This window comes from Nocardia bovistercoris (assembly GCF_015674855.1).
Taxonomy (GTDB): Bacteria; Actinomycetota; Actinomycetes; order Mycobacteriales; family Mycobacteriaceae; genus Nocardia; species Nocardia bovistercoris.
Genome location: NZ_JADMLG010000006.1, coordinates 224,530 through 250,788, shown reverse-complemented (window position 1 = coordinate 250,788; position 26,259 = coordinate 224,530). Strand labels below are relative to the sequence as shown.

General features: G+C 69.6%; 21 protein-coding genes. 5 read left to right on the top strand and 16 right to left on the bottom strand.

Annotated elements, in window-relative coordinates; all coding sequences use genetic code 11:
• Positions 1-55: 55 nt before the first annotated feature.
• The 7 genes from IT779_RS16770 to dpgA are packed head-to-tail and all read right to left on the bottom strand — an operon-like array spanning position 56 to position 10,741.
• Positions 56-3,907, bottom strand: coding sequence for a type I polyketide synthase (locus IT779_RS16770; protein WP_232541812.1), 3,852 nt, complete (start codon positions 3,905-3,907; stop codon positions 56-58).
• Positions 3,904-4,950 (bottom strand): ketoacyl-ACP synthase III family protein, encoded by a 1,047-nt coding sequence (locus IT779_RS16765; protein ID WP_196150248.1) that lies wholly within the window; start codon positions 4,948-4,950, stop codon positions 3,904-3,906. The genes IT779_RS16770 and IT779_RS16765 overlap by 4 nt, the downstream gene beginning before the upstream one ends.
• A gap of 22 nt (positions 4,951-4,972) precedes the next feature.
• Complete coding sequence (locus tag IT779_RS16760) at positions 4,973-6,790, bottom strand: thiamine pyrophosphate-binding protein (protein ID WP_196150247.1); 1,818 nt, start codon at positions 6,788-6,790, stop codon at positions 4,973-4,975.
• Positions 6,791-6,796: 6 nt separating this feature from the next.
• Positions 6,797-7,627: an enoyl-CoA-hydratase DpgD gene (dpgD, locus tag IT779_RS16755; RefSeq protein WP_196150246.1), complete on the bottom strand. Its 831-nt coding sequence runs from the start codon at positions 7,625-7,627 to the stop codon at positions 6,797-6,799.
• Complete coding sequence (gene dpgC, locus IT779_RS16750; protein ID WP_196150245.1) at positions 7,624-8,940, bottom strand: (3,5-dihydroxyphenyl)acetyl-CoA 1,2-dioxygenase DpgC; 1,317 nt, start codon at positions 8,938-8,940, stop codon at positions 7,624-7,626. Before dpgC ends, dpgD begins: the two co-directional genes overlap by 4 nt.
• Entirely contained in the window at positions 8,937-9,653 is a 717-nt protein-coding gene (gene dpgB, locus IT779_RS16745) for an enoyl-CoA-hydratase DpgB (protein ID WP_332838837.1), read from the bottom strand. Before dpgB ends, dpgC begins: the two co-directional genes overlap by 4 nt.
• A gap of 38 nt (positions 9,654-9,691) precedes the next feature.
• A complete protein-coding gene (gene dpgA, locus IT779_RS16740) occupies positions 9,692-10,741 on the bottom strand; it encodes a 3,5-dihydroxyphenylacetyl-CoA synthase DpgA (protein ID WP_332838836.1) in 1,050 nt (349 codons plus the stop codon).
• 541 nt (positions 10,742-11,282) lie between these two features.
• Here dpgA and IT779_RS16735 point away from each other — a divergent pair.
• From IT779_RS16735 to IT779_RS16725, 3 genes are read left to right on the top strand one after another with little or no spacing between them, the layout of a single operon-like run.
• The gene (locus IT779_RS16735; protein WP_196150243.1) at positions 11,283-12,371 is read left to right on the top strand and encodes a sensor histidine kinase; all 1,089 of its coding nucleotides are present in this window, start codon (positions 11,283-11,285) and stop codon (positions 12,369-12,371) included.
• Entirely contained in the window at positions 12,352-13,578 is a 1,227-nt protein-coding gene (locus tag IT779_RS16730; RefSeq protein WP_332838835.1) for a sensor histidine kinase, read from the top strand. The genes IT779_RS16735 and IT779_RS16730 overlap by 20 nt, the downstream gene beginning before the upstream one ends.
• Complete coding sequence (locus IT779_RS16725) at positions 13,575-14,180, top strand: response regulator transcription factor (protein WP_196150241.1); 606 nt, start codon at positions 13,575-13,577, stop codon at positions 14,178-14,180. Before IT779_RS16730 ends, IT779_RS16725 begins: the two co-directional genes overlap by 4 nt.
• 101 nt (positions 14,181-14,281) lie before the next feature.
• Here the strand turns inward: IT779_RS16725 and IT779_RS16720 are convergent, their stop codons facing one another.
• The 3 genes from IT779_RS16720 to IT779_RS16710 form a co-directional block, all read right to left on the bottom strand.
• Entirely contained in the window at positions 14,282-15,100 is an 819-nt protein-coding gene (locus tag IT779_RS16720; protein ID WP_196150240.1) for an alpha/beta hydrolase, read from the bottom strand.
• Positions 15,101-15,408: 308 nt separating this feature from the next.
• Entirely contained in the window at positions 15,409-16,239 is an 831-nt protein-coding gene (locus tag IT779_RS16715; protein WP_196150239.1) for an MBL fold metallo-hydrolase, read from the bottom strand.
• Positions 16,236-16,793: a Tautomerase enzyme gene (locus tag IT779_RS16710; protein WP_196150238.1), complete on the bottom strand. Its 558-nt coding sequence runs from the start codon at positions 16,791-16,793 to the stop codon at positions 16,236-16,238. The genes IT779_RS16715 and IT779_RS16710 overlap by 4 nt, the downstream gene beginning before the upstream one ends.
• 392 nt (positions 16,794-17,185) lie before the next feature.
• Here IT779_RS16710 and IT779_RS16705 point away from each other — a divergent pair, with 392 nt between their 5' ends.
• Entirely contained in the window at positions 17,186-18,115 is a 930-nt protein-coding gene (locus IT779_RS16705; RefSeq protein WP_196150237.1) for an alpha/beta hydrolase, read from the top strand.
• Between the two features lie 5 nt (positions 18,116-18,120).
• Here the strand turns inward: IT779_RS16705 and IT779_RS16700 are convergent, their stop codons facing one another.
• The 6 genes from IT779_RS16700 to IT779_RS16675 form a co-directional block, all read right to left on the bottom strand.
• A complete protein-coding gene (locus IT779_RS16700; RefSeq protein ID WP_196150236.1) occupies positions 18,121-18,585 on the bottom strand; it encodes a winged helix-turn-helix transcriptional regulator in 465 nt (154 codons plus the stop codon).
• A gap of 110 nt (positions 18,586-18,695) precedes the next feature.
• On the bottom strand, positions 18,696-19,718 hold the full coding sequence (locus tag IT779_RS16695; protein WP_196150235.1) for an AraC family transcriptional regulator: 1,023 nt from the start codon (positions 19,716-19,718) through the stop codon (positions 18,696-18,698).
• Positions 19,719-19,790: 72 nt separating this feature from the next.
• On the bottom strand, positions 19,791-20,438 hold the full coding sequence (locus IT779_RS16690) for a TetR/AcrR family transcriptional regulator (RefSeq protein WP_196150234.1): 648 nt from the start codon (positions 20,436-20,438) through the stop codon (positions 19,791-19,793).
• A 244-nt stretch (positions 20,439-20,682) separates the two neighbouring features.
• Positions 20,683-23,124, bottom strand: coding sequence for a beta strand repeat-containing protein (locus IT779_RS16685; RefSeq protein ID WP_198428579.1), 2,442 nt, complete (start codon positions 23,122-23,124; stop codon positions 20,683-20,685).
• Positions 23,125-23,285: 161 nt separating this feature from the next.
• Entirely contained in the window at positions 23,286-24,539 is a 1,254-nt protein-coding gene (locus IT779_RS16680) for an IPT/TIG domain-containing protein (RefSeq protein WP_196150233.1), read from the bottom strand.
• Between the two features lie 170 nt (positions 24,540-24,709).
• Positions 24,710-25,453, bottom strand: a complete 744-nt coding sequence (locus IT779_RS16675) for an IPT/TIG domain-containing protein (protein WP_196150232.1) — start codon at positions 25,451-25,453, stop codon at positions 24,710-24,712.
• 436 nt (positions 25,454-25,889) lie between these two features.
• Here IT779_RS16675 and IT779_RS16670 point away from each other — a divergent pair, with 436 nt between their 5' ends.
• Positions 25,890-26,213 (top strand): hypothetical protein, encoded by a 324-nt coding sequence (locus IT779_RS16670; protein WP_196150231.1) that lies wholly within the window; start codon positions 25,890-25,892, stop codon positions 26,211-26,213.
• Positions 26,214-26,259 lie beyond the last annotated feature (46 nt).

Below are 26,259 nucleotides of genomic sequence, written 5' to 3'. Positions count from 1 at the left end.
TTCGCCGAGCGGAGGGCGGACCTTCCGCTCGGCGAACGCGGGGGACGATCCACCGTCAGTGGACCGCCGACAGCAGTTCCGTCAGGTGATCGGTGATCGCGACGACGGTCGGCTGCTGCCAGAAGACGGTGGCCTGGAGTTTGTGGCCGAACCGTTTCTCCAGTTTCTTGCGGATCGTCACGGTCATGACCGAGTCGAGGCCCTGTTCCAGTAGCGGCCTGCGCGGATGCAGGTCACTGGCGGCGGGCAGCCGCATTTCGCCCGCGATCGTGCCCGTGACCTCCGCCGAGACGACCTCGCGCAGTCGCTCGGGTGTCAGGCCGGTGAGCGTGAGTCCGGGACCGGCGGCGGCGCCCGCCGCCGGATCGTCCTCGACCGGGCGGTCGATGGCCGGATACGCCATGCCGGCCAGCCGCGCCACCACCGTGCCGTCGGCGTCGGCGACGAGCCCGTCGACGGTGTCGACGCGATCCTTGTCCAACCCGACTTCGATGAGCGCCCGATCCGGCGGTGTGCCGACGGCCGCCACGGTGTCGATTCCGACGACCATGCGCAGGACCGGATCACCGGCGAACGCGGCGGGCGCGATGGACATGACGGCGTCCAGCAGTGGCGCCCAGGTCACGGCGCCGCCGGGTGCGACGGCCACCCTGGCCCGCACCACGTCGACCCCGTACCACAGTTCCTCGACCGTCCAGTCGAATCCGGTTTCGGGCACTCCGACGGCGGCCAGCCGCTGGTGCACGAGATTCGGGTCGACCGGTAGCAGGCGCTGCGCCGCGGCGTCACGCAGACTCCCCGGCAGCGCGGTGCGCTCGTCCTCGGGCACTGGCGTGGCACTGGCGTGGGTCAGCCAGGCGGGATCGTCGGCGGGGTCCTCGGCCGGTGTGCGCGAAGCGATCCGCAGTTCACCCCGATCGGGGTCGTCGACGACCTGGATCTCGCGCCTGCCGTCGGTGAGCAGCGGGTTGCGCATGCGGACATCGGCGAGTTCGACCGGTTCGCCATCCGAGCGGCCCGCCTGGCGGAAGGTCTCCACGAGCACCGCCGCGGGGACGATCTCGGCGCCGTCGAGCGCGTGACTGCCCGGATAGGGACGGTTGGCGTCCTCCAGCACCGAACGCCAGACCCGCAGGTCGGTGCCCGCGATACCGGTCGCGACGCCGAGCAGCACGTGCCGGTCGACGTCGTGGCCGGGACCGGGCACCCGCCCCGCCGCGGAGGGGGCGTGCCACAGCTCGCGTCCTTGCCAGGGGTAACCGGGCAGGTCGACCAACTCCCCGGACGGCTGCAACCGGGACCAGTCGATCGCGATCCCCCGGCAGTGCAGTGCGCCGAGCGCGGCGAGGAAGGTCTGCCGCTCGGGCTGTTCGCGGCGCAGCGTCGTGCCGACGAAACCGTCCTCGACTTCGCTCTCGCCGAGCGTCTCGCGGATGGAGTGCGCGACGACCGGATGGGGCGAGATCTCCACGAACTCGCGGAAGCCGTCCGCGAGCGCGGCCTCGACCGCCCCGGCGAGCCGCACCGGGTTGCGCAGGTTCGCGACCCAGTACTGTCCGTCGGTCGCGGGCTCGGACCGGGCGTCGGGCAGCGCCGTGGCATACATCCGCACCGAATGCGGCCGGTAGTCCAACCTCGCGCCCGCCTTGCCGAGGTCGTCGAGCAGCGGATCCATGTGCGGGCTGTGGAAGGCGACATCGGAGGAGACCTGCCGGACTCCGATCCCTTCGTCGGGCCACTTCTCGAGCACTTCCGCGATCGCCTCCGGATCTCCCGACAGCACGCACTGCAACGGCGACGACGCGATCGCCGCGACCAGATCCGTTCGGCCCGAGAGCCTTTCGGCCGCCTCGTGCAGCGGGATCGTCGCCATCGCCATGGCGCCCTTGCCCGCGACGCGACGCAGCAGGATCGAACGGCGGCAGATGAGCCGGGCGCCGTCGGCGAGGCTCAGCGCCCCGGTGGCGACCGCCGCGGCGATCTCACCGACCGAATGGCCGATCACCGCGCCCGGCGTCACGCCGTAGGAGCGCCACATCCGCGCGAGGCCGACCTGCATCACGAAGATCATCGTCTGGATCCGGTCGACGCCGTCGACCTCGTCGTCGGCGAGAACCCGGCGCGGCGAGAACCCGATCTCCGCCTCGAAGATGGGCTCGATCTCGTCGACGACGGCCGCGAATTCCGGGACCGCCAACAGGTCTCGGCCCATGCCGCGCCACTGCGAGCCGTGTCCGGAGAACACCCAGACCGGACCCTTGTCCGATGCGCCCGCGACCCCGGTCGCCACGCCCGGATGCGGTCGCTCGGCGGCCAGTTCGCGCAATCGCTCGATCAACTCGGTGTCGTCGCCCGCCACGACGGCCGCGCCGCGGGCCAGGCGGGACCGGCGCGTCGCCAGCGTGTGCCCGACCGACTCGAGCGACACCCGGCCCTTGTGTTCGGCCAGCCGGTCCGCGAGCCGACCGGCGCTCGCGCGCAGGGCGGCGTCGGATGCGGCGGAGAGCGGGAACAGTCTTTCGGTTCCGGGGTCGGGCGCGGCGGCGGGTTCGCCGTCGGTTTCGGGAGCCTGCTCGAGCACCACGTGCGCGACGGTGCCGCCGTAGCCGAACCCGGACACCCCGGCCCGACGCGGACCGCTGCGCGCAGGCCACGGGGTGTGCTCGGTGACGAGCCGGATCTCTCCTCTGTCCCAAGGGATTTCCGGGTTCAGCTCGGTCACCAGCGGGGAGCGCGGAATCTCCGCGTGCTCGAGGGCGAGCACCGTCTTGATGATGCTGGCCACGCCCGCGGCGCCTTCGAGATGACCGATATTCGACTTGACCGAACCGATGAGGCACGGAGTTCGATCGGGGCGACCCGACCCGTACACCGCCGCGAGCGCCTCCGCCTCCATCGGGTCGCCGAGCCGCGTGCCGGTGCCGTGCGCCTCGACGAAATCCACGTCCACCGGATCGATGCCCGCGTGCGCGCAGGCCCGTCGCATGACATGCGCCTGAGCGGCGCCGGACGGCGCCATGATCCCGTTGGTCCTGCCGTCCTGGTTGACCGAACTGCCCCGGACGACCGCGAGCACCCGGTCGCCGTCGCGGCGCGCGTCGGCGAGCCTGCGCAACACCACGACACCGCAGCCCTCGCCGCGTCCGTAGCCGTCGGCGGCGGCGTCGAACGCCTTGCTGCGTCCGTCCGGCGCGAGCGCGCCCGCCGCGTCCAGCGTGAGCGTCTGCCCCGGCGTGACGACCAGGTTGACGCCGCCGACGACGGCCACCTCGCATTCGCCGTTGCGCAGACTCTGCGACGCCAGGTGCAGCGCGACCAGCGAGGCCGAGCACGCGGTGTCGACCGCGACGCTCGGGCCGCGCAGATCGAAGGAGTGCGAGATGCGGTTGGCCACCGCGCAGGTCGCCGCGCCGATCCCGGTCCACGCTTCGATACCGGCGAGATCCTCCAGGATCGCGGCGCCGTAGTCGCCGGTGCAGACGCCGACGAACACTCCGGTGTCACTGCCCGCCAACTCGCGCGGCGGCAGCCCGGCGTGTTCCAGCGCCTCCCAGGTGACCTCGAGCAACAGCCGCTGCTGCGGATCCATCAGCGCGCCCTCGCGCGGGGAGATGCCGAAGAACTCCGCGTCGAACCGGGCGATCTCGCGCAGGAAGCTACCGCGAGTGACGGTGTCGCGCAGCGCGGTGGCGAACTCGGGGGCGCGTCGGCGGTAGTGCTCCCAGCGTTCGCTCGGTATCTCGCCGTAGGTGTCACCGCCGGCGGCGAGCAGCCGCCAGAAGTCCTCAGGGGAGGCGACATCACCGGGGAAGCGGCAACCGATGCCGATCACCGCGACGGGTTCGGCGGCGGTGTTTCCGGCATCGGAATTCGGTTGATGTGACATGGCGTTCTCACTCCTGGTCATTCGGTCCACCCCGGATCGCGCAGCATCTCGACGACGGCCGCCGACAACAGCACTCCCGGCGCCGAACCGAACAGCAGCAGGTACTGGCCCGCGCCGAGTTGTCCGGTCGTCACCAGGTGCTCGAAGGACAAGATCTGGTCACTGGCCGAGCAGTGGCCGATCATCCGCCCGAAATCCCAGGTCGACTTCTCCATGGGCAAGCCGAGCGGCACCATGCAGCGCTGCTCGGTGGCTTCGCGCGAGCAGTTGAGGAACGCCACCCGCGCGATATCGGCGAGGCCGATGCCCGCCTCCTCGAGCGCCCGGCCGACCACGACCGGGATCTCGTCGCGCACTCTGGCCATGGCCGCGCCGAGCGGCGAATCGGGGGCGGCCGCCACCTTGGCGGTGATCTCCTGCAGTCGCGCGAAGAAATCGGGGGAGTGCCCGAGCGAGACACCGGGCGGGAAAAGCGGTTCGCTGGCCCGGTGTATCTCCTCGGCCTCGGGAATCGAGGTGTGGCACACCGACAACAGCCGGGCGAACCCGTCGGTCTTGCTGAGCACCACCGCCGAGGCGGCATCGCCCGCGACGAACAGCGCCGACATCCGCCATCGGTCCATCAGCGGCGTGCCGAAATTGTCGGCGGCGACCAGCAGGGCACTGCGGCGGTCGGGATCGGCGCGCAGGTATTCCACCGCCATCGACAGCCCGGAGAACATGCCGTTGCAGCCCTGTCGGATTTCCAGGGCCGGAATCGGGCCGACCAGATGTTTCTGCAGATACGGGTGCGGCAGCCAGCCTTCCGGCCCCTGCAACCATGTACTCGCGTAGAGCAGCAGGTCGAATTCGTCGGCGGGCAGGCTCGATCGTTTGACCGCGACCTCGGCGGCCCGCAGCGCCATTTCCGGAGCCGGGATCGGACCGGCGACGGCGGCGCCGCCGAGTTCGTGTATCTCGGCGGTCTCGGCCGGATACAGTCCTTGCGCCACCGCCTGTTCGGTGGTGACCGTCGCGGGCAGGAATGAGCCGAGCGCGGCGATATACGTGTCGGGTGTACGCATCAGTGGTTCCTCGGATTCGGGTTCACGGCGGGCCGATTTCGCGCAGCTTCTCGATCAGGTCGAGATCTACGCCCGGCTTCTCGGCCAGCAGCACATCCACCGTGGGAGCCTTGGCGGCCGGAGTGCCGGAATCGGTGCGGATGTCGAGGACGAAGGGTTTGCCCTTCGCGATCACCTTGAATCCGCGTTCGATGGCTTTGCGCAGTTTGTTCGGATCGCTGACGACATCGCTGTCGATGGCGTAGGTCTTGGCGATGGCCGCGAAATCCTGCGCGGGTTCGCCGAGGCTCAGGTACCACGGCGGGTTCGTCGGTTTCCATCCGTAGGTCCGCTCGATCAGCCCGAGGCCGATCATCAGGGACTTGTACTGGGCGTCGTTCACGACGAGGTAGAGCACCGGCAGGTGCAGATTGCTGACGGTCCACCAGGAGTTGGGGTGGAACAGGGCCGAGCCGTCGCCGACGATGTTCACGATGTAGCGCTGTTCGCGCACCGCGAGCGAAATTCCGATCGAGGCGGGCAGGGAGAATCCCAGGGAACCGCCCGAGGTGCAGAAGTAGGCGTCCGGTGCATCCCAGTGGATCGACTTCTGGATGACGCTGCCGATCGAGAACGCCTCGTTCAGCACCGTGATCGGCTTGTCGAGGGTCTTCTGTATCTCGGCGAGCACCAGCGGAATCTGATGACCGGGTATCGACGCGTCGGGGGCGGCCGCCTTCTGCAATTTCTCGGATTCGGCCGAGAACGATTCGTCGCGGCGGGCGCCGAGCCGCAGGATCTTGTCGTTCCTGGCCGCCGAGGAGGTCTTGTCGAAGGATTTGCTCGCGGCGATACCGGAAATGATCAGCGGCAGCGTCTTCTTGATGTCGCCGAGCACGCCGACTTCGGCGAAGTAGTTCTTGCCGATCTGCCACGGATCGTTGTGCAGCGCCACCTGGATCAGCTCCGCCGGAATGATCGGGCCCTTGTCCCACCGGAAGATCGAGATCTGCGCGTGCGAGTTGACGCCGATGAGGAATATGGTGTCGAACCCCTGCAACTGCATGTGGATGCCGTCCTGGATCGGCAGCAGTTCGCCCTGCCAGTGCGGCAGATCGTTCGGATAGTTCATCCGGCTCGCCTGGAATTCGGAATACACAGCGGCGCCGAGCAGATTCGCGAGTTTCTCGATCTCCGGCCACGCCCCGGCCTCGCCGACGCCGTCGCCGACCAGCAGCACCGGATTCGCGGCCTTCGCGAGGGTGTCGACCGCCGCCGCGACGCCCGCCGGATCGGCGGTGACGGCGTGCGCGACCCGAGTGGTGCGCGCGGGCTCCCACAGGGTGGGCTCTTCGATCAGGAAGTCCCACGGGATGGAGAGGAAGACGGGCCGGAACGGCGGGGTGAGCAATTCCTTGAAGGCGCGTTGCATCACCAGCGCGATCTCGTCGACGTCGCGCACCTCGTGGGCCCACTTCGCGTACTGGCCCGCGGTCCGCACCAGGTCCGAACCGAGCAGCGGTTCCTGGATCAGCAGGTCGCTGTGCTGCTGCCCGCACAGGACGAGCACCGGAATATTCGATGTGTAGGCGTTGAACAGGTTTCCGATGATGTTGGCCGCGCCGGGGGTGACGTGCACAAGGGCCACGCCGGGGCGCCCCGAGGCGCGCGCGTATCCGAGCGCGGCGCCCATGGCGATGTTCTCGTGCAGGCACGGCACGTAGTCGACCCCGTTCTCCGGGATCGTGGTCGCGTCGATCAGCGGGATCTCCTGGGTGCCGGGTACGCCGAAGACGTATTCGACGCCTGCGTCGCGGAGGTAGTCGAAGACGACGTCGCGGCCGAGTCGGGGTGAGTTCATTCTGTTCTATCGTCCTGTCCATTCGGGGGTTCTCTTGGCGGCGAAGGCTTTCGGGCCTTCTTCCGAGTCGGCGGATTCGGCCCTGCGGCGCTCCCACCGGTAGTCGGCGGCGAAGGCGTCGGCCAGCGGCATGGTGATCGCCGCCGCGGCGGCCTCCTTGATCGCGCGCACCGACAGCGGCGCGCAACGCAGCACATCCTCGGTCCAGCGCCGCACGCACGCGTCGAGGTCGGCCGCGGCGACCACTTCGTTGACCAGACCGAGTTCGTCGGCGCGCGCTGCGGACATGGGGCGCCCGGTGAGCAGATGCCCCATCGCGATCCGGTACGGCGCCTGCCTCGGTAGTCGGAACACGCCGCCCGCGCCGGGCAGGAGTCCCAATTTCGCTTCGGGAAGGCCGAATTGGGCGTCCGCCGAGGCGATGACGATATCGCAGGCGAGGGCGAGTTCGAAGCCGCCGCCGAGCGCGTACCCGGACACCGAGGCGATGATCGGCTTGGCGAAGGAGAACCGTTCGGTGAGGCGCGGATAGCCCGGCTTGCCCGCGCTGCCGAACGACGACCGGGCCGAACCGTTCTCGATCCGCCCGGCCAGTTCGGTGAGGTCCTGACCGACCGAGAACGCCTTCCCGCCCGCACCGCTCAGGACCACGAGCCAGATGTCGTCGTCGGCTTCGATATCGTCCCAGATGCGGGCCAGTTCGGCGTGCATGCGCAGATTCATCGCGTTGAGCACATGCGGTCGGTTCAGCCGGACCGACGCCACGCGTCCGTCCTTGCGGTAGTCGACGGTCCCGAATCCCGGCGCGGCACCGCTCGACGCCGAATCGCCGGTCACCGGTTCGTCTTTCGCTGGAAGCGCCCGGCCTTGGCCATCACATCGGCCGAGTTCAGGCGCAGGGCCTGATGCAGCGCGAACTCCGACATGTAGCGGCGGAACACGTCCTGCGGCTCCTCGGCGACGACAAGCATGTGCTTGTTCGCGACCACCGCCGGGGAAGCGAGTCTTTCGGCGGCCGTGGCGATTTCGTGGTCCATGGCGGCGGCGTCGACCACCGTGTCGAGGACGAAACGGGCGTCGGGATCGGTCGCCCACAGCTTGCGGCCCCACAGGATGACATCGCGGGACAACCGGAAATGCGAGGATCGCCCGAGCCGTAGATTCGCCGCACCGGGAACGATGCCCTCCTGGGCGGCGGGAAGGCTGATATAGCTGTCGGTACAGGCGATGACCCGGTCGAAGACCATGAGCAGTTGTGCTCCGCCGCCGATCGCGAACGAGTCGACGGCCGCGATCCAGGGTTTCACGGCAGGGTGGACCGGCCATCGCGCGTCGTCTCCGGTGAGTCCCCGCAGGATCTTCGCGATGTAGCCGACCTCGCGGCACAGCAGGAAGTCGAGGTAGGAGATCTCCCCGCGGTGCAGGTGCGCGAGGTTGATGCCCGCGCTGAACACCCGTTTGCCGCGATAGCGCGGATGCTCCATCACACCGCCGCGCACGACCCCGACCCGCGACAACGGATCGAGCAGCACCAGGTCGACGGCGGTCTCCATATCGGCGACATGCCGGTTGTCCTCGGCATTGAGGCAGGTCGTATTGGTGATCGTGATCGTCGCGGTCGCGCCGGTGCGCTCCAGGTGCGCGACCGGCAGCACGACCTCGCCGGTCGCCTGGAACTCCGGGAGCAGTTCGACGGCGCGTGCGGTCGGGGCGCGCATCGCGTCGAGCAGGTGGTTGCCCGCGACCGGATCGGCGAAGACGGCGTGGAAGAAGATGCCGTGATCGATCTCCCAGCCTTCCTTGTCGGCCTGCGGCAACGGCGCGTCGGCCGCGAGCTGCGTCGGATCCGGGAGCAGGCCCGGAAACCGCTCGGTGACGGCCTCGGTGAGTTCCGACAGCCGCAGGCCGCGGCCGAGGTCGTCGGTGACCGCGCGGTACACGGTGCGCAGATGCCTGCTCAGGAAGCCGCGCCGCAGCAGGCGGAGTTCGCGATGCACCTCGGCGGCGCGCGCGGCGGCGCCGTCGTCGCGAGCGGGCGCCGGGCCGAGCTCGCGCAGTTCGGCGGCATGCTGTTCGGCTGCCGTCCGCAGGGCGACCCGTTCGGTGTCGAAGTCGCCGACGCGGGCGTCGGAAGCGGTGGCGGCGGTCACGAGACGGCCCGCACGCGCCGCAGGGTTCGGTCGGAGGCGGCCAGGTGGGCGCCGAGCGCATCCTCGAAGCGGGTGGTGACCGCGTCGAGCACCAGCCGCCTGCGGATCGCGATCTCGGATCCGACGCAGGACCGGAACAGCGCGCGGCCCGCGGCGATCGCCGCCGCCTCGGCGCCGTGTTCGGCCACCGCGTCGATGACGGCGCAGGCCCGCGCCGCCTCCGCCGACAGCGGTCTGCCCTGCACCGCGAGTTCGCGCACCCGGCCGATGCCGACCTGGGCCGCGAGCCGGTGCAACGCCATCGCGGGCCACACGCCCGCCTCGGACGCGGCGAACGAGAAGCTCGCCCCCGCGCCCATGATTCGGTAGTCCGCGACGAGCAGCAGCTCGGCGGCGGGCCCGTAGGCGTCGCCGTCGACGAGGGCGACGATCGGCGCGGGCGCCTGCTCGAGCCTGCGCAGCGCCGCTTCCCATTTGGTCACGTCGCCGACGCCGACCGGCCCCGGCCAGTCGAACCGGCGTCCGCCGCGCGCCCCGGCGATGCGCAGCACGACGCAGGTCCCCGGTCGCGCCGCGGTGTCCTCGGCCGCCGTCGCGGCCGCGAGCACCGAGCTCGTGAGTTCCGGCGACAGTGCGGTATTCGCCGCCACATCGGTGACGATGGTCGGGGTCTCTTCGACGTCCAGGTCGTCTTCCAGCGGGTTTGCAGTCACGAATTGCCTTTCATCGTGGACGATTTCGCGGTCGACGCTCAAAATCGCAGTAACGCGGTCTCGATCTGCGAACCCGGCCCCATCGTCATGAATACGGCGTGATCTCCCTGTGCCACACGACCTTCGAGAAGCAGTCGGCGATACGAGAACAGGAACGACCCGCTCGACAGATTTCCGTAGTCGCGCATGACGCTCACGGTGTGCCGCAGATCGTGGCTGGTCAGGCCGAGGTTGATCTTCACGGCGTCGATCACCTTCTTGCCGCCGGAGTGCACGATCCAGTGCGCGATCTCGCGGCGGCGCAGTCCCGCCCCGTCCAGCAGTCGGTCGACCACCCGCTCGACGTGCGCGCCGACTTCGTAGGGCACCTCTTTGTCGAGGTAGAAGCTGAACTTTCCGGCGTCGTCGTCCCAGTCGTAGCGCATCGCCTGCACGGCGTGGGTGATCATGTAACTGCGCATGTCGAGCAGTCGCGGCGTCGGGAAGCCCGCGGGCCTGCCCGCGGTGGTGTGCGACCCGCCCGCGCTGATCGCCACCGCGGCGGCGCCGTCGCCGAACAGGCTGTTGACCACGGCCGTGCGCATCGTTCCGTCGTAAACGTATGCGGCGGAACATGCTTCGGAGCACACCAGGATGGCGAGCCTGCCCGGATTCGCGGTCGACCACGCGGCGGCGGCCGTGAGACCGTTGAGTCCGGCGTTGCAGCCCATCCCGACCACGTCCAGTCGCGCGGTCTGCGGCGACAGGCCGAGTTCGTTGATCAGCAGCGCGCTGAAACCGGGGGTGAGGAAACCCGTCGTGGTCACCGCGACGAGGTAGTCGACCTCGTGCGGCTCTTTCCCGATTCCGTCGAGGCACCGGCGAATCGCCGACGCTCCGGTGCGCACGCCGTAGTGCCGGTGCTTGCGCAGCAGTTCGCCCTGCGTCTCGGACCGGAAGTTGCCCTGCGCGTCGACGGGCGGCAGCGTGAGATGACGGTGCTCGATGCCGCCGTTGAGGAATACACCGCGGATCTTCGGGTCATCGATCGCCAGCATGTCGACCAGTTCGCGCTGGCTGTACACGGTCGGCGGGTTGGCTGTCGCCACCCCGAGTAAGGTCGGTTGTTGTTGTGCGGCAATGGATTCGGAGCCCACCCCGTGCGGTAGTGCGACTCCGGCTCTTTCGATGGTGGTCATCTCGGTGAAGTCCGATCTATCGCTATCGGCTCTGGTGCACTGGGCGCCGCGCGCGCCGCGAGGTGCGGATCGGTACGGCGCGGCCTGCCGCGGCACAGAGTTCTCGCAACACGTCTGTTCCCTCCCAAGAACCGGCGTGGAACGGCACACGGCCGTCCCCGCCTCGAATGACTGTTGTCGCCTTGATATCCCCGAGGGTTTTCGCGTCGCGAACGTCGGTACGCGAAACCCGAACAACTCTTCAAGCTAGTGTCTGATCGTTCGATCGCGCGAGCCCCTGTTTCCGGTGGGCGACCCGAACCGCACCACGGGACTCGCGAGTTCGAGATTCGCATCCGGCATCGGTGCGCGACCAGAAGCGGATGTCGAAAGATTTCGATGACGAATATCATGGGTGCGAGTCCACATTCCACACTCGTGGACTCCGCGTGGTTGGGGAACACTCGAGGGGGTGGTTACGGTCACACTGGAGCGCGCGCTCGCGCCGAGCACGGCCCGACCGGAGCAGGTCGGGGCCGAGCCGACGGCACTACGGCGCCTGTCCACACGAATGTCGCGCGATATCGTGGATGTCGCGGCGGCCGGTACGGTCGTGGCCGCACTCGCACTCGCACTGCTCACCCTGCTCGCCACCGTCACCGGCGGCGCCGATCCGCGGGCCGATCTCGGGGCGACGGTCGTGATGCTGTCGGTCTGCCTGCCGATCTACCTGCGCCACATCGCCTTCGCGGTGCGCGGCGCGATACCGCACGGCGCGGCCGCCACGTCGGCGGTGCTCGCCGCGTTGGTGCTCGGCGCGGCGCCCCTGCTCGGCGTCGCGTGGCTGCACACCGTGCACATCGTCGCGGTGGCCGTGGTCCTCACCGTGCGGCCCGCCCTCGCGTGGCCGATCACGCTGGTTCTCGTCGCCGCGACGGCTCCCGCCGCGCTCCTGCTCGGCGCCACCGAACAGCAGGCGCTGTGGATGTCGGTGACCACCGGCATGCGGGTCATCGCGGTGTACGCGCTGGTCTGGATGGTGGTCGCGTTGCGCAGATTGCTGCGTTCCGGCGCCACCCTCACCGAGTGGGCGATCGCGCGGGAACGACTGCGCATCGATCGCGAACTGGCGAGCACGGTGCAGGCGGCGCTGGCGGAGATCAGCGCGTTCGCGCAGCGTGCGGAGGAGTTCACCGCCCGCGGCGACCGCGCGTCGGCGCGCCGGGAACTAGAGGCGCTGGCCGACGTCTCACGGCACGGGCTCGCCGAGGCCCGCCAGCTGATCCGCGGTTTCCAGCAACCGGTCTTCCACCGGGAGATCGCCTCGGCGCTGGCGCTGCTCACCGCGGCGGGAATCGAAGCGAGAGCGGACCTGCCACCCGCCGGGCTGCCCGCGCGAGGAGCGGAGTCGCTGCGCACCGCCCTGCGCGCCGAACTGGCGCGGCTGCTGCGCGACGGCGCGGACGGGCCGGTGGTGCTCGCCGTCGAGCGGGTCGACGGTGCGTGGGTGCTCGAGTGTCACCTGGACACGCTCGCACCGAGTGCCGGTGGACGGCCGTGACCGGGCGGCGCACCACCGACGCCGGGCGATCGTCCGCGCCGATCCGCAGCGCGGTGCGGGCATGAACGGTCTGCTGCGGCCGCTGAGCGGCCCCTGGCTGTCGACGGCGCGGCACGCGCGCGTGCTGCTGATCGGAACCACCTGCGCGACGGGCGCTCTCGCGCCGGTGCGCGCGCCAACCGAAGGACTCGACCAGGTCGGCGTCGCGGTACTGCTGTGGGTGGTCGCGGCCGCCGTGGTCCTGATCCATCTGCGCCACGCGTTCGGCGCGATCCGCGGCCGTCGCCCGCCCTGGTGGCCCGCGACCTTCGTGCTGCTCGGCATGCTCGTCTATCTCCCGATCCTCTGGTTCCCGCAGACGTGGGGCATCGGTCAGGTGTTCGTCGTCGCCTCGGCGGCCGTCTTGCTGCGCGGCGCGGCCCGGCTCGCCCTGGTGACGGCGCCGATCATCGTCACCGCGGCAGCCACCGCGGCCGGTTCCGATCGCACCGACCCGCACTTGGTGATCGCCGACACCGTCGAGGTGTTGGTCGTGTTCACGGTGATCTCCGCGTGCCTGGTCAGCGTGGCGGTACTGGTGCGTGCCGTGCACCAGCTCGACCGCACCCGCACCGACCTCGCCGAACAGGCCGCGGGCCGCGAGCGGCTGCGGCTGTCGAGGGATCTGCACGATCTACTCGGGCAGAGCCTGTCGGCGGTGTCGTTGAAGGGCGACCTGGCCGCGGCCTTGCTCGCCAGCGACCCCGGCGCCGCACGATCGGAGATCCAAGCGGTGGCCACGCTCGCCCGCGACACGCTGCATTCCATGCGCCGGGTCACCCACGGCGAGCACACCGTCTCCCTGCGGGCCGAGGCCGAAGGCGCCACCGCGCTCCTGTCCGCCGCCGGCATCGACACCAACCACCACATCGACCTGCCTCGGCTCACCCCCGAGATCGACGACGCGCTGGCCTGGGGAACCCGCGAGGGCGCCACCAACGTGCTGCGGCACAGCGCCGCGCGCACCTGTTCGATCGTCGCGGGCCGCCTGGACGGCAAGGTGTTCCTGGAGATCGTCAACGACGGCGCCCACCGGAGAACCGGTGCGGGCAACGGTCTTTCCGGTCTCGCGGAGCGCACGGCCGCACTGTCGGGCACGTTGTCGGCGCGGCGGAGCAAGGACGGCGGATTCCGGCTGCGCATCGAGATACCGGAGGTCGGTTCATGATTCGGGTGCTCATCGCCGAGGACATGCACATGCTGCGCGGCGCGCTGGTGGCGTTGCTGTCGCGCGAGGACGATATGGACGTGGTGGCCGAACTCGATCGCGGCGACCGCGTCGTCGACGAGATCATCAGCACCCGGCCCGATGTCGCGCTGCTCGATATCGATATGCCGGGTCTGGACGGCATCAGCGCCGCCGCGCGCAGCCACGAAGAGGCGCCCGAATGCCGGGTGCTCATCCTGACCGGACTCAGCAGACCGGGCTATCTGCTGCGCGCGTTGCAGGCGCACGTGCGCGGCTTCGTCGTCAAGGACGCGCCCGCGCAGACCCTCGCCGACAGCATCCGCAGGGTCGTCGCGGGCGAACGGGTGATCGACGCCGACCTGGTGGCGGCGGCGCTCGAGACGGGCGCGAGTCCGCTCACCGTCCGCGAGGCCGATGTGCTGCGGGCCGCCGAGACCGGTATCAGCACCGACGAGATCGGCCGGTCGCTGTTCCTGTCGTCGGCGACCGTGCGCAACTACCTGTCGAACGCGATCGCCAAGATCGGCGGCCGTAATCGCATCGACGCGATCCGCATCGCCCGTCACTCGGGCTGGCTGTAGAGATCACGAAGGCGGAGATCACGAAAGCCGGGCCCGAGCGGCGCGGTCGATGAGACCCTGCGCCGCTCGATCCCGGCGGTTCGTCGGAGGTCGTACTCGGATCAGGAGGCGCCCGCCGCGGCGACGATCGTCGCGACCACCGCGTCGGGATGTGACACCGGCGACGCGTGCGAAGACTTCACTTCGCTGGTCTTCGCGTGCATGCGGTCGGCCTGGAAGCGCTGCGCCGCGGGCGGCAGGACCTGATCGTCGGTCGAGATCAGGTACCAGGACGGCACCGACGCCCAGGACGGCGCCCCGCTCGGCTCGGCATTGGCCGCGGCGGAGGTGGGACGCTGCTTGGCCGCGAGCCGCGCCGCGACATCACCGCTGACGTCCTGGGCGAAGACCACGCCGTACTGATCCGGCGTAATCGTCACCTCCGCACCCGTTTCGGTGGGTTGTACCTGGATCGCGGGCCCGATCTTGCTGCCCGGATAGCGCCCGGGATCGCTGAGCGCCTGCACGGTCTCGCCCTGCTGCGGCGCGAAGGCCGCGACGAACACCTCGGCCTTGACGTCGGGGCGATGGATATTGCTGATCACCGCGCCGCCGTAGGAGTGCCCGACGAGCACGACGGGGCCGGATATCGACGCGATCGCCGTGGTGACGGCGGCCGCGTCGGCGGCGGGGCCGCGCAGCGGATTCTCGGGTTGCACCACCTGGTAGCCCTGTCCGCGCAGGTTGTCCGCGACGGTGTTCCAGCTCGAGGTGTCCGAGAACGAGCCGTGTACCAGCACGATCGCGGGCTTGGCGGGCTTGGCCGGTTCCGAAGTGGCGCCTGCGTCGTCGGTGTCGCTGTCGCCGCATCCTGCCGTTGCCAGCACGGCGATCGCGGCGAGACCCGTCGCGACGGTGCGGAGTCGGACGTGCATCTGCATGTCGTTCCAATCTCTCGTGAATGAGCGCTACCCCGGTCCGTGGGACGGTGATCCGGCGTCCTTCCCACCCGAATGCTGTCGGGATCCCACGCGAGCGCCCGCTGATCGATGACACTGCCGACTGTCCCAGCCCGCACCGCCCGCGCAGTAGATACAGATGTGTGCGACCGACGATGGCGAATGTCATGAGCCCTGGGAGTCCGTGCGGTACAACCGGCGTCGCGCGCGAGGCAGGCTTGCTCACCCGGCCGACGAGATGGCCCGCCGCGGGCAGCGGGCCGGGTCTTCCGAAGACCCGGCCCGCTGGATCAACCGGTGGACGCGAAGGCCGCCCGCGCGGATACCACGAGTGTCGTCACGTTTCCGTAGTCGGGATACTTCGCGGTGAGGGCGGCGACGACCTGGTCGGCGTTCGTACTCTTCGTCACGACGTCGTGGAAGTCGCGGATGTAGTCGCGGGTGCCGTCCAGGATCGCGTCGACGTCGTTGTCGTCGGCGCCCGGAGCTTTGTGGCCCGCGATGACAGTGCGCGGCGCCAGTTGTCGGATGGTGTCGATGCTGTCGATCCAGGACTTCCATTCGTCGGGGCCGGTGAAGGCGAGCATGGGGTGGATCCGGTTGTAGGCGATGTCGCCCGCGATCACGGTGTCGATCGAGGGGATGTGGACGACGGTGCTCGGCGCGATGTCGCCCTGGCCGATCTCGATCACCCGCAGCGGGTGTCCTTCCAGGTCGATCACGTCCCCGTCGAGCGCGGTGGGCAGTACGGCGGGTGCGGTGATGTCGGGGCCGAACCAGTCGCGCCACTGGCGTATCTGGTCGTCGAGGGTCGCCTCGATCGCGGCGGCGACCGCGGCGGTGGTGGCGGCGCGCGCGTCGGGGAAGCGCCGGGTCAGCGCGTCGAGACCGAGGTAGTGGTCGGCGTGGGCGTGGGTGATGTAGATGGTGGTCAACCGTTTGCCGGTGTTCTCGATGAACTCGCCGAGCGCCGCGACTTCGGTGTCGATGAACTGGGTGTCGATGAGCACCGCCTCGTGCTCTCCGGTCACCAGGGTGGCGGTGGTCGGGGCGAATGTCGCAGGCCCGCCGCGTACTTCGCGGGCCAGGGCGACGAAGACGTGGGTGCGTAAACGGGTCATCCGGCGCTGCTCGCTACCGGTGCTTCGGCTACGGCGGCGAGCAGGGCGGCGGCTTGGTCGCGGCGCCGTTCGGCCAGTCGGGCGCGGGCGGGTTCGCCGAGACCGGGGGCGAGGAATTCGAGGATGTCGCCGAGGTCGCTGATCTGGCCGCGCCCGCCCCAGGTGCCGTCGGGCACCTCCCAGGTGAACACCCACACCCGCTTCTCGGGCACCGGCCACTTGCCCGCTTCGGCGTCGATCACCGCCCGCGTGACATCGCGGGTGACATCGACGCGCAGTTTCTCGTCGGCCTGGCCTTCGGGGACACGGACCACGAACTTGTAGAACGGTGCGGGCGCGGGTGCGCTCGCCACGTAGATCTCGTGGCGCAGCACCGAGATCCAAGCCAGCGAGCGGGCGTTGGCGACACTGGCCTCGATGTCGAAGTCTTCGACGAGATCCGCGGTGCGGCGCAGTTCGTGGCGAATCAGGATCTCGCTGATGCGGGCGAGCATGTCGCGTTCCACCTCGGCGGGCAGCGCGTCTTTCGGAATGTAGGCATCGCACATCGGCATGGGGAATCTCCCGTCTCGTATCGGCCGGACCACCCGGGCCTCACGGGCAACGAACCTAACACCATAGGTTTCATCATGCAACCAAATCTTGTCGAGCCTTCGATGTTGCCGCATTGATCGTCGGACGCACTTGTGTAACCCGCGCCGGTCGAGTTAGATTCGGTTTCATCAAGCAACTCACCGTTGGGGGTTGCCGCTCATCCCGGTAGGCAATCTGTTTCGGGTTCGTCGAGGCGTGACCGGAATCGACACGTCGGCCCGCGCCGCGGTCGTGTCCGGAACGTCGGAGGGTCGGCCTGGCATCGGAGTCGCACCCGGGTGCGGTGGTATCACGAAACTCGATCTCGGCCGTCGTTCGGCCGAGCTCACTGAGGAACGGACATCAAGCCGATATGACCGAGCCACAACTTCGGCACGACGCCGATTCGACCACTGTCCGCGAGGTCGAGTTCCGCGTCGAGGACGCGACCGTTCTGCGCGGGCGCCTGCATACGCGCGGCCCGGGTGGGCGCGCGGGCATCGTCATGTGTCACGGGTTCGGCGGCGTCGCCTCCCATATCGACCACTACGCCGCCCTGTTCGCCGATGCCGGATTCGCCGTCCTCGTCTACGACCACCGCGGTTTCGGCGCCTCCGACGGCTACCCCCGCCAGGAGGTCGACCCGCACCGACAACTCGCCGACTGGCGCGATGCCATCACCTTCGCCACCGCGCAACCCGAGTTCGACGACCGCTACGGCGTCGGGATCTGGGGATCCAGCTTCGCGGGCGGGCTGGCCGTCGTGCTGGCCGCCAACGACCCGAGGGTGCGCTGCGTGGTGGCCCAGATCCCCAACCTCAGCGGCCACCGCAACGCCCGACGGCTCTACACTCCGGAGCAGATCGAACGAATCCACCGGCGCGCCGCGATCGACCGCGCCGCTCGCCGCAGCGGAGCCGCGCCTGCGACGGTGCCGATCTTCTCCACCGACCCCGCCGAACTGTGCGTGTTCCCCGGCCCCATCCCGACCCCGGCCATCGCCGCGGCCATCGCCGCCGGAACCTGGACCAACACCGCGACGCTCCGCTCGATGGAGCACCTCGTCGAGTTCGAACCCTGCGGATGGCTCACTCACCTGAACTCGACACCGCTGCTGATGATCATCGCCGAAGACGACAGGTGCACGTTCACCGACATCCAACGCGACTGCTACGAACTCGTTGGCGGTACCAAGAAGCTGTCGAGCTACCCCGGCGGCCACTTCGAGGCATACACCACATACTTCGAACACACCGGTCCGCCCGCCCGCGACTGGTTCATCCGGCACCTCCCCACGCCGTGATGACCTCAGGCGAGAACCGTCTCCTCGGTGGCTCCCGGACCGGCGATCGCCCGAATCGAACGCAAGCCGACATCGTCGCCGCAGTACGCGCACACCAGCTTGTGCCCCGCCGCGTGGCCGCATTCGTGCTCGAAGATCACCGGCGGGCCGTCCGGCGCCGAATATCGATCGCCCCAGGCCATCAACGCGCTGAGCACGGGAAACAGATCCCTGCCTTTGCGAGTCAATCGGTACTCGTTGCGGTCGCGGGAGTCCGAGTAGGGAACCTTCTCGGCGATCCCGAGCGCCACCAGCTTTTCCAGGCGGACCGTCAGGATGTTCTTGGCGATCCGCAACTTTCGCTCCAACTCCGCGAACCGGTGCGGCCGCCGCATCAACTCCCGCACGATCAGCAGGGTCCACCGCTCACCCACCGCCTCCAGGGCGCGGGAGATCGAACAGTTCTGCCCCGTGTAGTCGTTGTTGAGCATGTACTCGAGAGTACCGTTGCATCACGCAACCGCAACCGCGAGCGCCTCGGGTTCCGCGGCCGACGGATCCAGGTGGCGACTCGCTCACCGAAACTTCCGCCGCACGAGAGCTACTCGTCGCGGTGCGCCGGATTCGCCCGCTCGCGGATCTCGCGCGGACTGGAGTCCCACCACCGGCGACAGCAGCGGGTGAGCGCCGACTGCCGGGCCAACCCGACCGCGTCGGCGATCCGGCTCATCGACATCCTGGTCCTGGTCAGGTAGTGGTGCACGTACTCGCGGCGCACCTCGTCCAGGATCGTCGCGAACGACGTGCCCTCGCCCGCGAGGCGCCGCTGCAGGGTCCGCGGCGGCACGCCCAACTGCGCGGCGATCGCGGTGATCTCCACCGACGTCGTGCCGAGCGAGCGTCGCAGCGCGGCGCGCACCTGACTGGCGTGGTCGGCGTCGCGGCCCGAACCCGCCTGCTCGGCGAGGAATGTCATCGCGCGCACGCGCAGGCCCTCGACGGCGCCCACCACCGGCCTGGCCAGCATCTCCCGCGGAAATCGCAGCAGGGCGGCGTCGCATTCGACGCGGACGGGCGCGCCGAAGAACCGCTCGTACACCCCGATCGCGGCGGGACGGTGCGGCAGGTCGACCGAGAGCAATCCGTATCGACCACCGATGAGCGATTCGACGGCGCGGTGCACGAATCCGATCCCGAGATCGATCGCCTGGGCCGATACCGAGGTGTCCACCGCGATGTCGTAGCGCAGGCTGACCACGGCCGGATCGCCCTCGGTGTCGTCGCCGAGCGACACGCTCGTCGCGGGTGAATGGACGAAGAGATAGCGGGCCGCGTAGTTCAGCGCGCCTCCGACGTCGGCGGCATTGCGCATGGCGAGCGCGAGGGGGCCCAGGATGGAGAGCTCCTGGCGATCCGCGAGGCGCAGCCCGATCTCCGGGCAGTCGAGTACGCGTGCCGCGTGATACAGCGCGAGTCCGACGGCGTGCTCGTCGACGAGCACCTCGTCGCGGTCCAATGCCCCCGGCGGCAGGCCCGCCCGGTGCGCGAACCGATCGGCGTCGCCGCCGAGTTCGGCGACGGTGGCCCGGAAACCGCGCAGCGCCGCCGACCGTATCGAGATCACGGCGGATCCTCCTGCGCCACCTGCCTGTCGGGCACATCGCGGGATCGCGGATGTCGAATGCGCACCTCGGGATCACCGCGCATCGACGGCCGCCAGTACGCGTGGATCGAGGTGGCGCAGCGCGGCGTTCGCCATGGCCGCGGCGAGTTCGCCCGCGGCGGTCATATCCGAGCGCAGGCGCAGCGCCTGGCGTGCGCCGTGCACGGCGATGCCGACCAGCATGGCGCCGAGCAGGTCGGCGCTGTGCCCCGAAGTGGGCCGGTGGTCGACCGAGTAGGCGCGGATCCGGTCGGCGATCCGGTCGGTGACGCTGTCCACGAGCGCGCCGCGGATATCGGTGTTCGGCTCGGATTTCGCGTCGTCGAACAGCAGGGCGAAACCGGTCGGGTGCGCGGCGGCGTACTCGTAGAAGACGACCATGTCGGCGCGCACCTCGCCCGCCACGTCGAGCGCCGAGGCCGAATCGTAGGTCGCGAACAGCGCCGCCCTGAACTTGTCCGCCTCTCGGAGCAAGCAGGCCCGGTAGAGCTGGTCCTTGCTGCCGAAGTGCGCGTAGAGAGTGGGTTTGGTGGTGTTCGCCCGTTCGGCTATCGACTCCATCACCGCCGCTCGGAAGCCGACCGCGTGGAAGATCGCGCACGCGGCGTCCAGCAGCGCGTCGTCGCTCGGCCGATTGCCGGGGCTGCGGCGCGGCGCTGAAGCGGGCGAGTTCGACGGCATGCGGGCTACTTTACTCGCCGGTTTAGCTCGGTGGGTGGTAGAACCGAGCCTGCGGACATTCCGACACCGCCGCCGGTCGACCGGCCGCCGCCGAGCACCGTCGCGGGCTCCGACCGTTGTGCGAATCATCCTGTGTGACTCGAACTTCGGATGGGGGCACGTTCCGAAGTCGCGGCGCGTACCTGTCGAGGCGGCGGTGTCGCAAGCGATGCGGCCCGCGGATCGGCGCGGGCGTGCGGACATCTCAGATATAGGTGAAGGTGAGTCCGTTGCTGGTGCCGCCGGGAGTGGTGACAGTGACGGACACCGCGCCGAGTAGCGGTCCGGCGGGTGTGGTCGCCGTGATCTGGGTGTTGGAGTTGACCGTGAACGAGATCGCCGGGTTGGCGCCGAAACGGACGGCGGTGGCGCCGGTGAAATTGGAGCCGGTCAAGGTGACCACCGTTCCTCCGATGAGCAGTCCGACGGTCGGGGTCAGTGAGCTCAACACCGGGGCCGGGGCATAGGTGTAGGTGACCGCGTTACTGGTGCCGCCGGGGTTGACGACCGTGACCGCCGCCGTCCCCGTGCCCGCCGCGGCGGTCGCGGTGATCTGGGTGGCGGAGTTGACGACGAAAGGCACCGCGGTGGCGCCGAATCGGACGGCGGTGGCGGTGGTGAATCCGGTGCCGGTCAACACGACCGAGGTGTTGCCCGCGACCGGTCCGGTACTCGGAACCACCGTGCTCAGCGTCGGCGCCGCGACGTAGGTGTAGGTGAATCCGTTGCTCGCGCCGCCGACCGTGGTGACCGTTATCGAGACCGTCCCTGTGCCCGCGGGCGCGGTGGCGGTGATCTGGGTGGCGGAGTTGACCGTGAACGAGGTCGCGGGCGTGGCGCCGAAGGTGACGGCGGTCGCGCCGGTGAATCCGGTGCCGGTCAGCACGACAGAGTTCGCTCCTGCGGTCGGCCCGGAGTTCGGGACGGCCGACGTCAGCGTGGGAGCGGCGGCGAAGGTGTAGGTGAGTCCGTTGCTGGTGCCGCCGGGGGTGGTGACGGTGACCGATGCCGTCCCGGTTCCGGCGGGTGCGGTGGCGGTGATCTGGGTGGCGGAATTGACGACGAAAGGCACCGCGGTGGCGCCGAATCGGACGGCGGTGGCGGTGGTGAATCCGGTGCCGGTCAACACGACCGAGGTTCCGCCCGCTGTAGGCCCGGCGCTCGGGACGATCGTGGTCAGGGTCGGGACTGCGGCGTAAGTGTAGGTCAGTCCGTTGCTGGTGCCGCCAGGGCTGGTGACGGTGACCGACGCTGTCCCCGTGCCCGCAGGCGCGGTCGCGGTGATCTGGGTGGCGGAATCAACCGTGAACGAGGTCGCGGGTATGGCGCCGAAGGCCACTGCGGTGGCGCCGCTGAATCCGGTGCCGGTCAGGACGACCGAGGTGCCGCCCGCTGTAGGTCCGGCGTTCGGGACGGCCGACGTCAGCGTGGGAGCGGCGGCGTAGGTGTAGGTGAGTCCGTTGCTGGTGCCGCCGGGGCTGGTGACGGTGACCGACGCTGTCCCCGTTCCTGCGGGCGCGGTCGCGGTGATCTGGGTGGCGGAGCCGACGACGAAAGGCACTGCGGTGGCGCCGAATCGGACGGCGGTGGCGGTGGTGAATCCGGTGCCGGTCAGGACGACCGAGGTTCCGCCCGCTGTAGGTCCGGTGCTCGGGACGATCGTGGTCAGGGTCGGGACCGCGGCGTAGGTGTAGGTGAGTCCGTTGCTCGGGCCGCCGACGGTGGTGACCGTCACCGACGATGTCCCCGTGCCCGCCGGAGCGGTGGCCGTGATCTGGGTGGCGGAATCGACCGTGAACGAGGTCGCGGGTGTGGCGCCGAAGGTGACGGCGGTCGCGCCGGTGAATCCGGTGCCGGTCAGCACGACAGAGTTCGCTCCTGCGGTCGGCCCGGAATTCGGGACGGCGGACGACAGTGTGGGAGCGGCGCCGAAGGTATAGGTGAGTCCGTTGCTGGTGCCGCCGACCGTGGTGACCGTGACCGATGCCGTCCCCGTGCCTGCGGGCGCGGTCGCGGTGATCTGGGTCGCGGAGTTCACGGCGAAAGGCACGGCGGTGGCGCCGAATCGGACGGACGTGGCGCCGGTGAATCCGGTGCCGGTCAGTACGACCGAGGTGCCGCCTGCCGTGGGCCCGGCGCTCGGGACGATCGTCGCGAGGGTCGGGGCCGCGACGTAGGTGTAGGTCAGCCCGTTGTTGGTACCGCCCGCGCTGGTGACGCTCACGCCAACCGCACCGGCCGCCGCGCCCGCGGGCACGACCACCGTCAGCTGCCGGTCGTTCACGACGGTCGGTACCGCCGAGGCCGCGCCGAAGTGGACGGCGGTGGCCGTGGACAGGCCGACGCCGGTCAGGGTGACGGTGTTGCCGCCGGCGACCGCGCCTGCGACGGCGGACAGGGTGGACTTGACCGGCAACCCGACATAGAAGAACGAGACGGGATTGCTGGTGCCCCCGGAGGTGGTGACCGTCACCGGGACGGCGCCGGAACCCGACGGCGCGACGACGGTGACCGAGGTGGGCGTATTCGCGGTGATGGCAGCCGTTTTCGTGCCGAAGCGCACGGCGGTGGCGCCACCGAGGTTGGTGCCGGTGATGGTGACGACGGTTCCGCCACCGGTCGGCCCCTGAGTGGGCGAGATGGGCACGATGCTGCCTCCTTGTCGAGAACTGTTGATGGCGTGGCGAACCGGGACCGATCGCCGGGGAGAGCGTGTTCCCGGAGTCCGTCGCGTCGGTGCTGTCGGCGGATCGCGGCGCCGAGGCGATGGACAGGGAGCTGCCGGTCTCGATCGGCGTCGAACCGTATTCAGATGGCAGGTGGAGCGATTCGGGTGTAGGTCGCCGCCGCGCTGGTGCCGCCGGGGGTGACCACGGTGACCGCGACGGGTCCGGCGGATCCCGCGGGCACGTTGGTGACGATCTGGTTGTCGGAGAAGACCGTGAACCCGGCGGATGTCGCGCCGAACAGCACCGAGGCCGTCTGGGCGAGGTTGGCGCCGGTGATCGTCACGATCGTGCCGCCGGTGACCGGGCCCACGTCCGGGGTCAGGACGGTGATCGTCGCGACCGGCATGTAGGTGTAGGCGACGGTGTTGGTCGTCCCGCCGGGGGTCACCACGGAGACTCCGACGGTGCCCGCGCTCCCCGCCGGGGCGACGGCGGTGACCTGGGTGGTCGACACGGCGGTGAACGAGGTGGCCGGTGTGGTTCCGAAGCGAACGGCCGTCACGCCACTCAGACCGGTCCCGGTGAGCGTCACCGTGGTGCCGCCCGCGAGCGGCCCCGCACTGGGGGAGATCCCGGACAAGGCGGGGATATCGAGGTAGAAGAAGGATTTCGCGAGGGTGGCCGCGCCGCCGGGAGTGACTACCGTGACATCGACGGCTCCCGCGCTCCCCGCCGGGGCGACGGCGGTGATCTGGGTGGCCGACACGACGGTGAACGAGGTGGCGGGCGTGGTGCCGAAGCGGACGGCGGTGGCTCCGGTGAAGTTGGTGCCGGTCAGCGTCACCGCGGTGCCGCCCGCGAGCGGACCCGAATTGGGATTCACGCCGGTCAACTGCGGCCCGACGACATAGGAGAAGGCGACCCCGTTGCTGGTCCCGCCGCCGGTGACGACGGTGATCTGCACCGACCCGGTGCCCGATGGCGCGACGGCGGTGATCTGGGTGGCCGAGACGACGGTGAACGAGGTGGCCGGGGTGGTGCCGAAGCGGACGGCGGTGGCGCCACCGAGATTCGTGCCGGTGAGCGTGACGGCGGTGCCGCCCGTGCTCGGTCCCTGCGTGGGATTCGCGCCGGACAGTGTGGGCGGCCCGGCGTAGAAATAGGGGAAGCCCGCGCTGACGCCGTCGGGGGTGACGACGGTGACCTGCACGGTGCCGGTGCCCGCCGGGGCGATGGCGGTGATCTGCGTCGTCGAGTTGATGGTGAACGTCGTCGCGGTGCCGCCGAAGAAGACCGACGCCGGTCCGGTGAAGCCGGTGCCGGTGATGACCACGGTGTTGTTGCCCGCGGGCGGACCCGAGGACGGGTTGAGGGCGGTGATGGTGGGTGGCATGAGACCTCCTTCGAGATCGCCCCACAGTGCGATCCGCCTGTGAGGTCGGGGATGTGCGGGGCGGTGCGCGGTGGCGACGGATACCCGTGCCCGGCCGGGCAAGCTCGGCGGCTTGCCCGGCCGGGGTCGCGCGTGGCATCCGATGGTCGGCGGGCGACGACCCGGAGCCGTCAGATGCCGGGTCCGGCCACGTAGGTGAAGGCGTCGGCCGCGGTGGCGCCGCCGCCGCTGGTGGTGACCACGACATCGACCGCACCCGCGGTTCCCGGCGGGGTGACCGCGGTGACCGAGGTGTCGGAGGTGACCGAGAACGGCGCGGGGACGCCGTCGAAGGTGACGGACTGTGTGGTGGTCAGCCCGGTACCCGCGATGGTCACCGACGTACCGCCCGAGGCCGGACCGGCCGACGGCGACAGGGTGCCGATGGTCGGCACGTCCACATAGGTGTAGGACAGGCCGTTGTTGGTGCCGCCCGCGGTGGTGACGGTGACACCCACCGGACCGGCCGCCGCGCCCGCGGGCACGACCACCGTCAATTGGCTGTCGCTCACCACGGTCGGCACCGCGGACTCGGCGCCGAAGCTCACCGAGGTGGCGGTCGAGAGCCCGGTGCCGGTGAGGGTGATGGTGTTGCCGCCCGCGGTGGCCCCCGTGACCGCGGACAGCGCGGACTTGAACGGCGCGCCGACGTAGAAGAACGACAGCGGGTTGCTGGTCCCGCCGGGTGTGGTGACCGTCACCGGGACGACACCGGAACCCGAGGGCGCGACTACGGTGACCGAGGTGGGCGTATTCGCGGTGATGGCAGCCGTTTTCGTGCCGAAGCGCACGGCGGTGGCGCCACCGAGGTTGGTGCCGGTGATGGTGACGACGGTCCCGCCACCGGTGGAACCCTGATTGGGAGAGATAGGCATGACGCAGCTCCTGGTCGATCGATTCCGTTCGGGAGATGTCCCGATTCTTCTGAGCGGCCCGCCCCTCCATTAGCAACCCGGGAGCCGTTGTTGGGCAACACATCAGCTGATCTGTTTTAGTCCGTTTTCACACTGGAGAGATCGAAGGGTAACCTTCCGGCGCACCCGCAGCAGTGAGATCGGCGTCAATTCTCTTGCGCGACCTGCTATATCGTGGGCGCGGGAGTTCGTGGGCGAAATCGGTTGGCTCGACGACGCATCCGAAACAGCGCCGCCGGTCGCCACGGCGAAGCGCGGGTTGTCGGAACACGGTGACACCTTCCGTTCATTCCGGCTCCATCACTACGCCGAGCCGGATTGGTCGGGGCGACATCTCGTTCGAGTGTGCTGTTTCGAAGTACTCGGCGGTTCGGTGAGCGCGGTGAGGAGTGTCGGCATGTCGGAAGGGGTAGAACTCGATCCCGATCGGCTGCGCCAAGCGGCGCGGAAGACAGCGCATGTGCGTGACCGGATCGACACGGTGATGGGTACCCTGCGGACCTCGCTCGCCGGACGGGGACAACCATGGGGCGACGACAAGATCGGTGACCAGTTCGTCAACGGCGCCGGCGGAAACGGCGGATACAACGCGTCGTACACGAATCTCGACACCAGTACGTCGAATATCTCCAGCACTTTCGGCAACTTCTCCGACAACCAGGCGACCACCGCCGGCTATCTGGAGACCCAGGACCAGCACAACGGAGAAGGGTTCGCCTGAACCGGCCGTGGTGGGAGATGAGGAGCGCAATCGCCGGGAGCGGTGC

Bases quoted from the DNA above. Each gene is read 5' to 3' on its own strand.
- IT779_RS16675 (WP_196150232.1), bottom strand. From the start codon at position 25,453: ATGCCTATCTCTCCCAATCAGGGTTCCACCGGTGGCGGGACCGTCGTC.
- IT779_RS16770 (WP_232541812.1), bottom strand. From the start codon at position 3,907: ATGACCAGGAGTGAGAACGCCATGTCACATCAACCGAATTCCGATGCC.
- IT779_RS16690 (WP_196150234.1), bottom strand. From the start codon at position 20,438: ATGCCGTCGAACTCGCCCGCTTCAGCGCCGCGCCGCAGCCCCGGCAAT.
- IT779_RS16725 (WP_196150241.1), top strand. From the start codon at position 13,575: ATGATTCGGGTGCTCATCGCCGAGGACATGCACATGCTGCGCGGCGCG.
- IT779_RS16670 (WP_196150231.1), top strand. From the start codon at position 25,890: ATGTCGGAAGGGGTAGAACTCGATCCCGATCGGCTGCGCCAAGCGGCG.
- IT779_RS16715 (WP_196150239.1), bottom strand. From the start codon at position 16,239: ATGACCCGTTTACGCACCCACGTCTTCGTCGCCCTGGCCCGCGAAGTA.
- IT779_RS16705 (WP_196150237.1), top strand. From the start codon at position 17,186: ATGACCGAGCCACAACTTCGGCACGACGCCGATTCGACCACTGTCCGC.
- IT779_RS16680 (WP_196150233.1), bottom strand. From the start codon at position 24,539: ATGCCACCCACCATCACCGCCCTCAACCCGTCCTCGGGTCCGCCCGCG.
- IT779_RS16760 (WP_196150247.1), bottom strand. From the start codon at position 6,790: ATGAACTCACCCCGACTCGGCCGCGACGTCGTCTTCGACTACCTCCGC.
- IT779_RS16720 (WP_196150240.1), bottom strand. From the start codon at position 15,100: ATGCAGATGCACGTCCGACTCCGCACCGTCGCGACGGGTCTCGCCGCG.
- IT779_RS16765 (WP_196150248.1), bottom strand. From the start codon at position 4,950: ATGCGTACACCCGACACGTATATCGCCGCGCTCGGCTCATTCCTGCCC.
- IT779_RS16700 (WP_196150236.1), bottom strand. From the start codon at position 18,585: ATGCTCAACAACGACTACACGGGGCAGAACTGTTCGATCTCCCGCGCC.
- IT779_RS16710 (WP_196150238.1), bottom strand. From the start codon at position 16,793: ATGCCGATGTGCGATGCCTACATTCCGAAAGACGCGCTGCCCGCCGAG.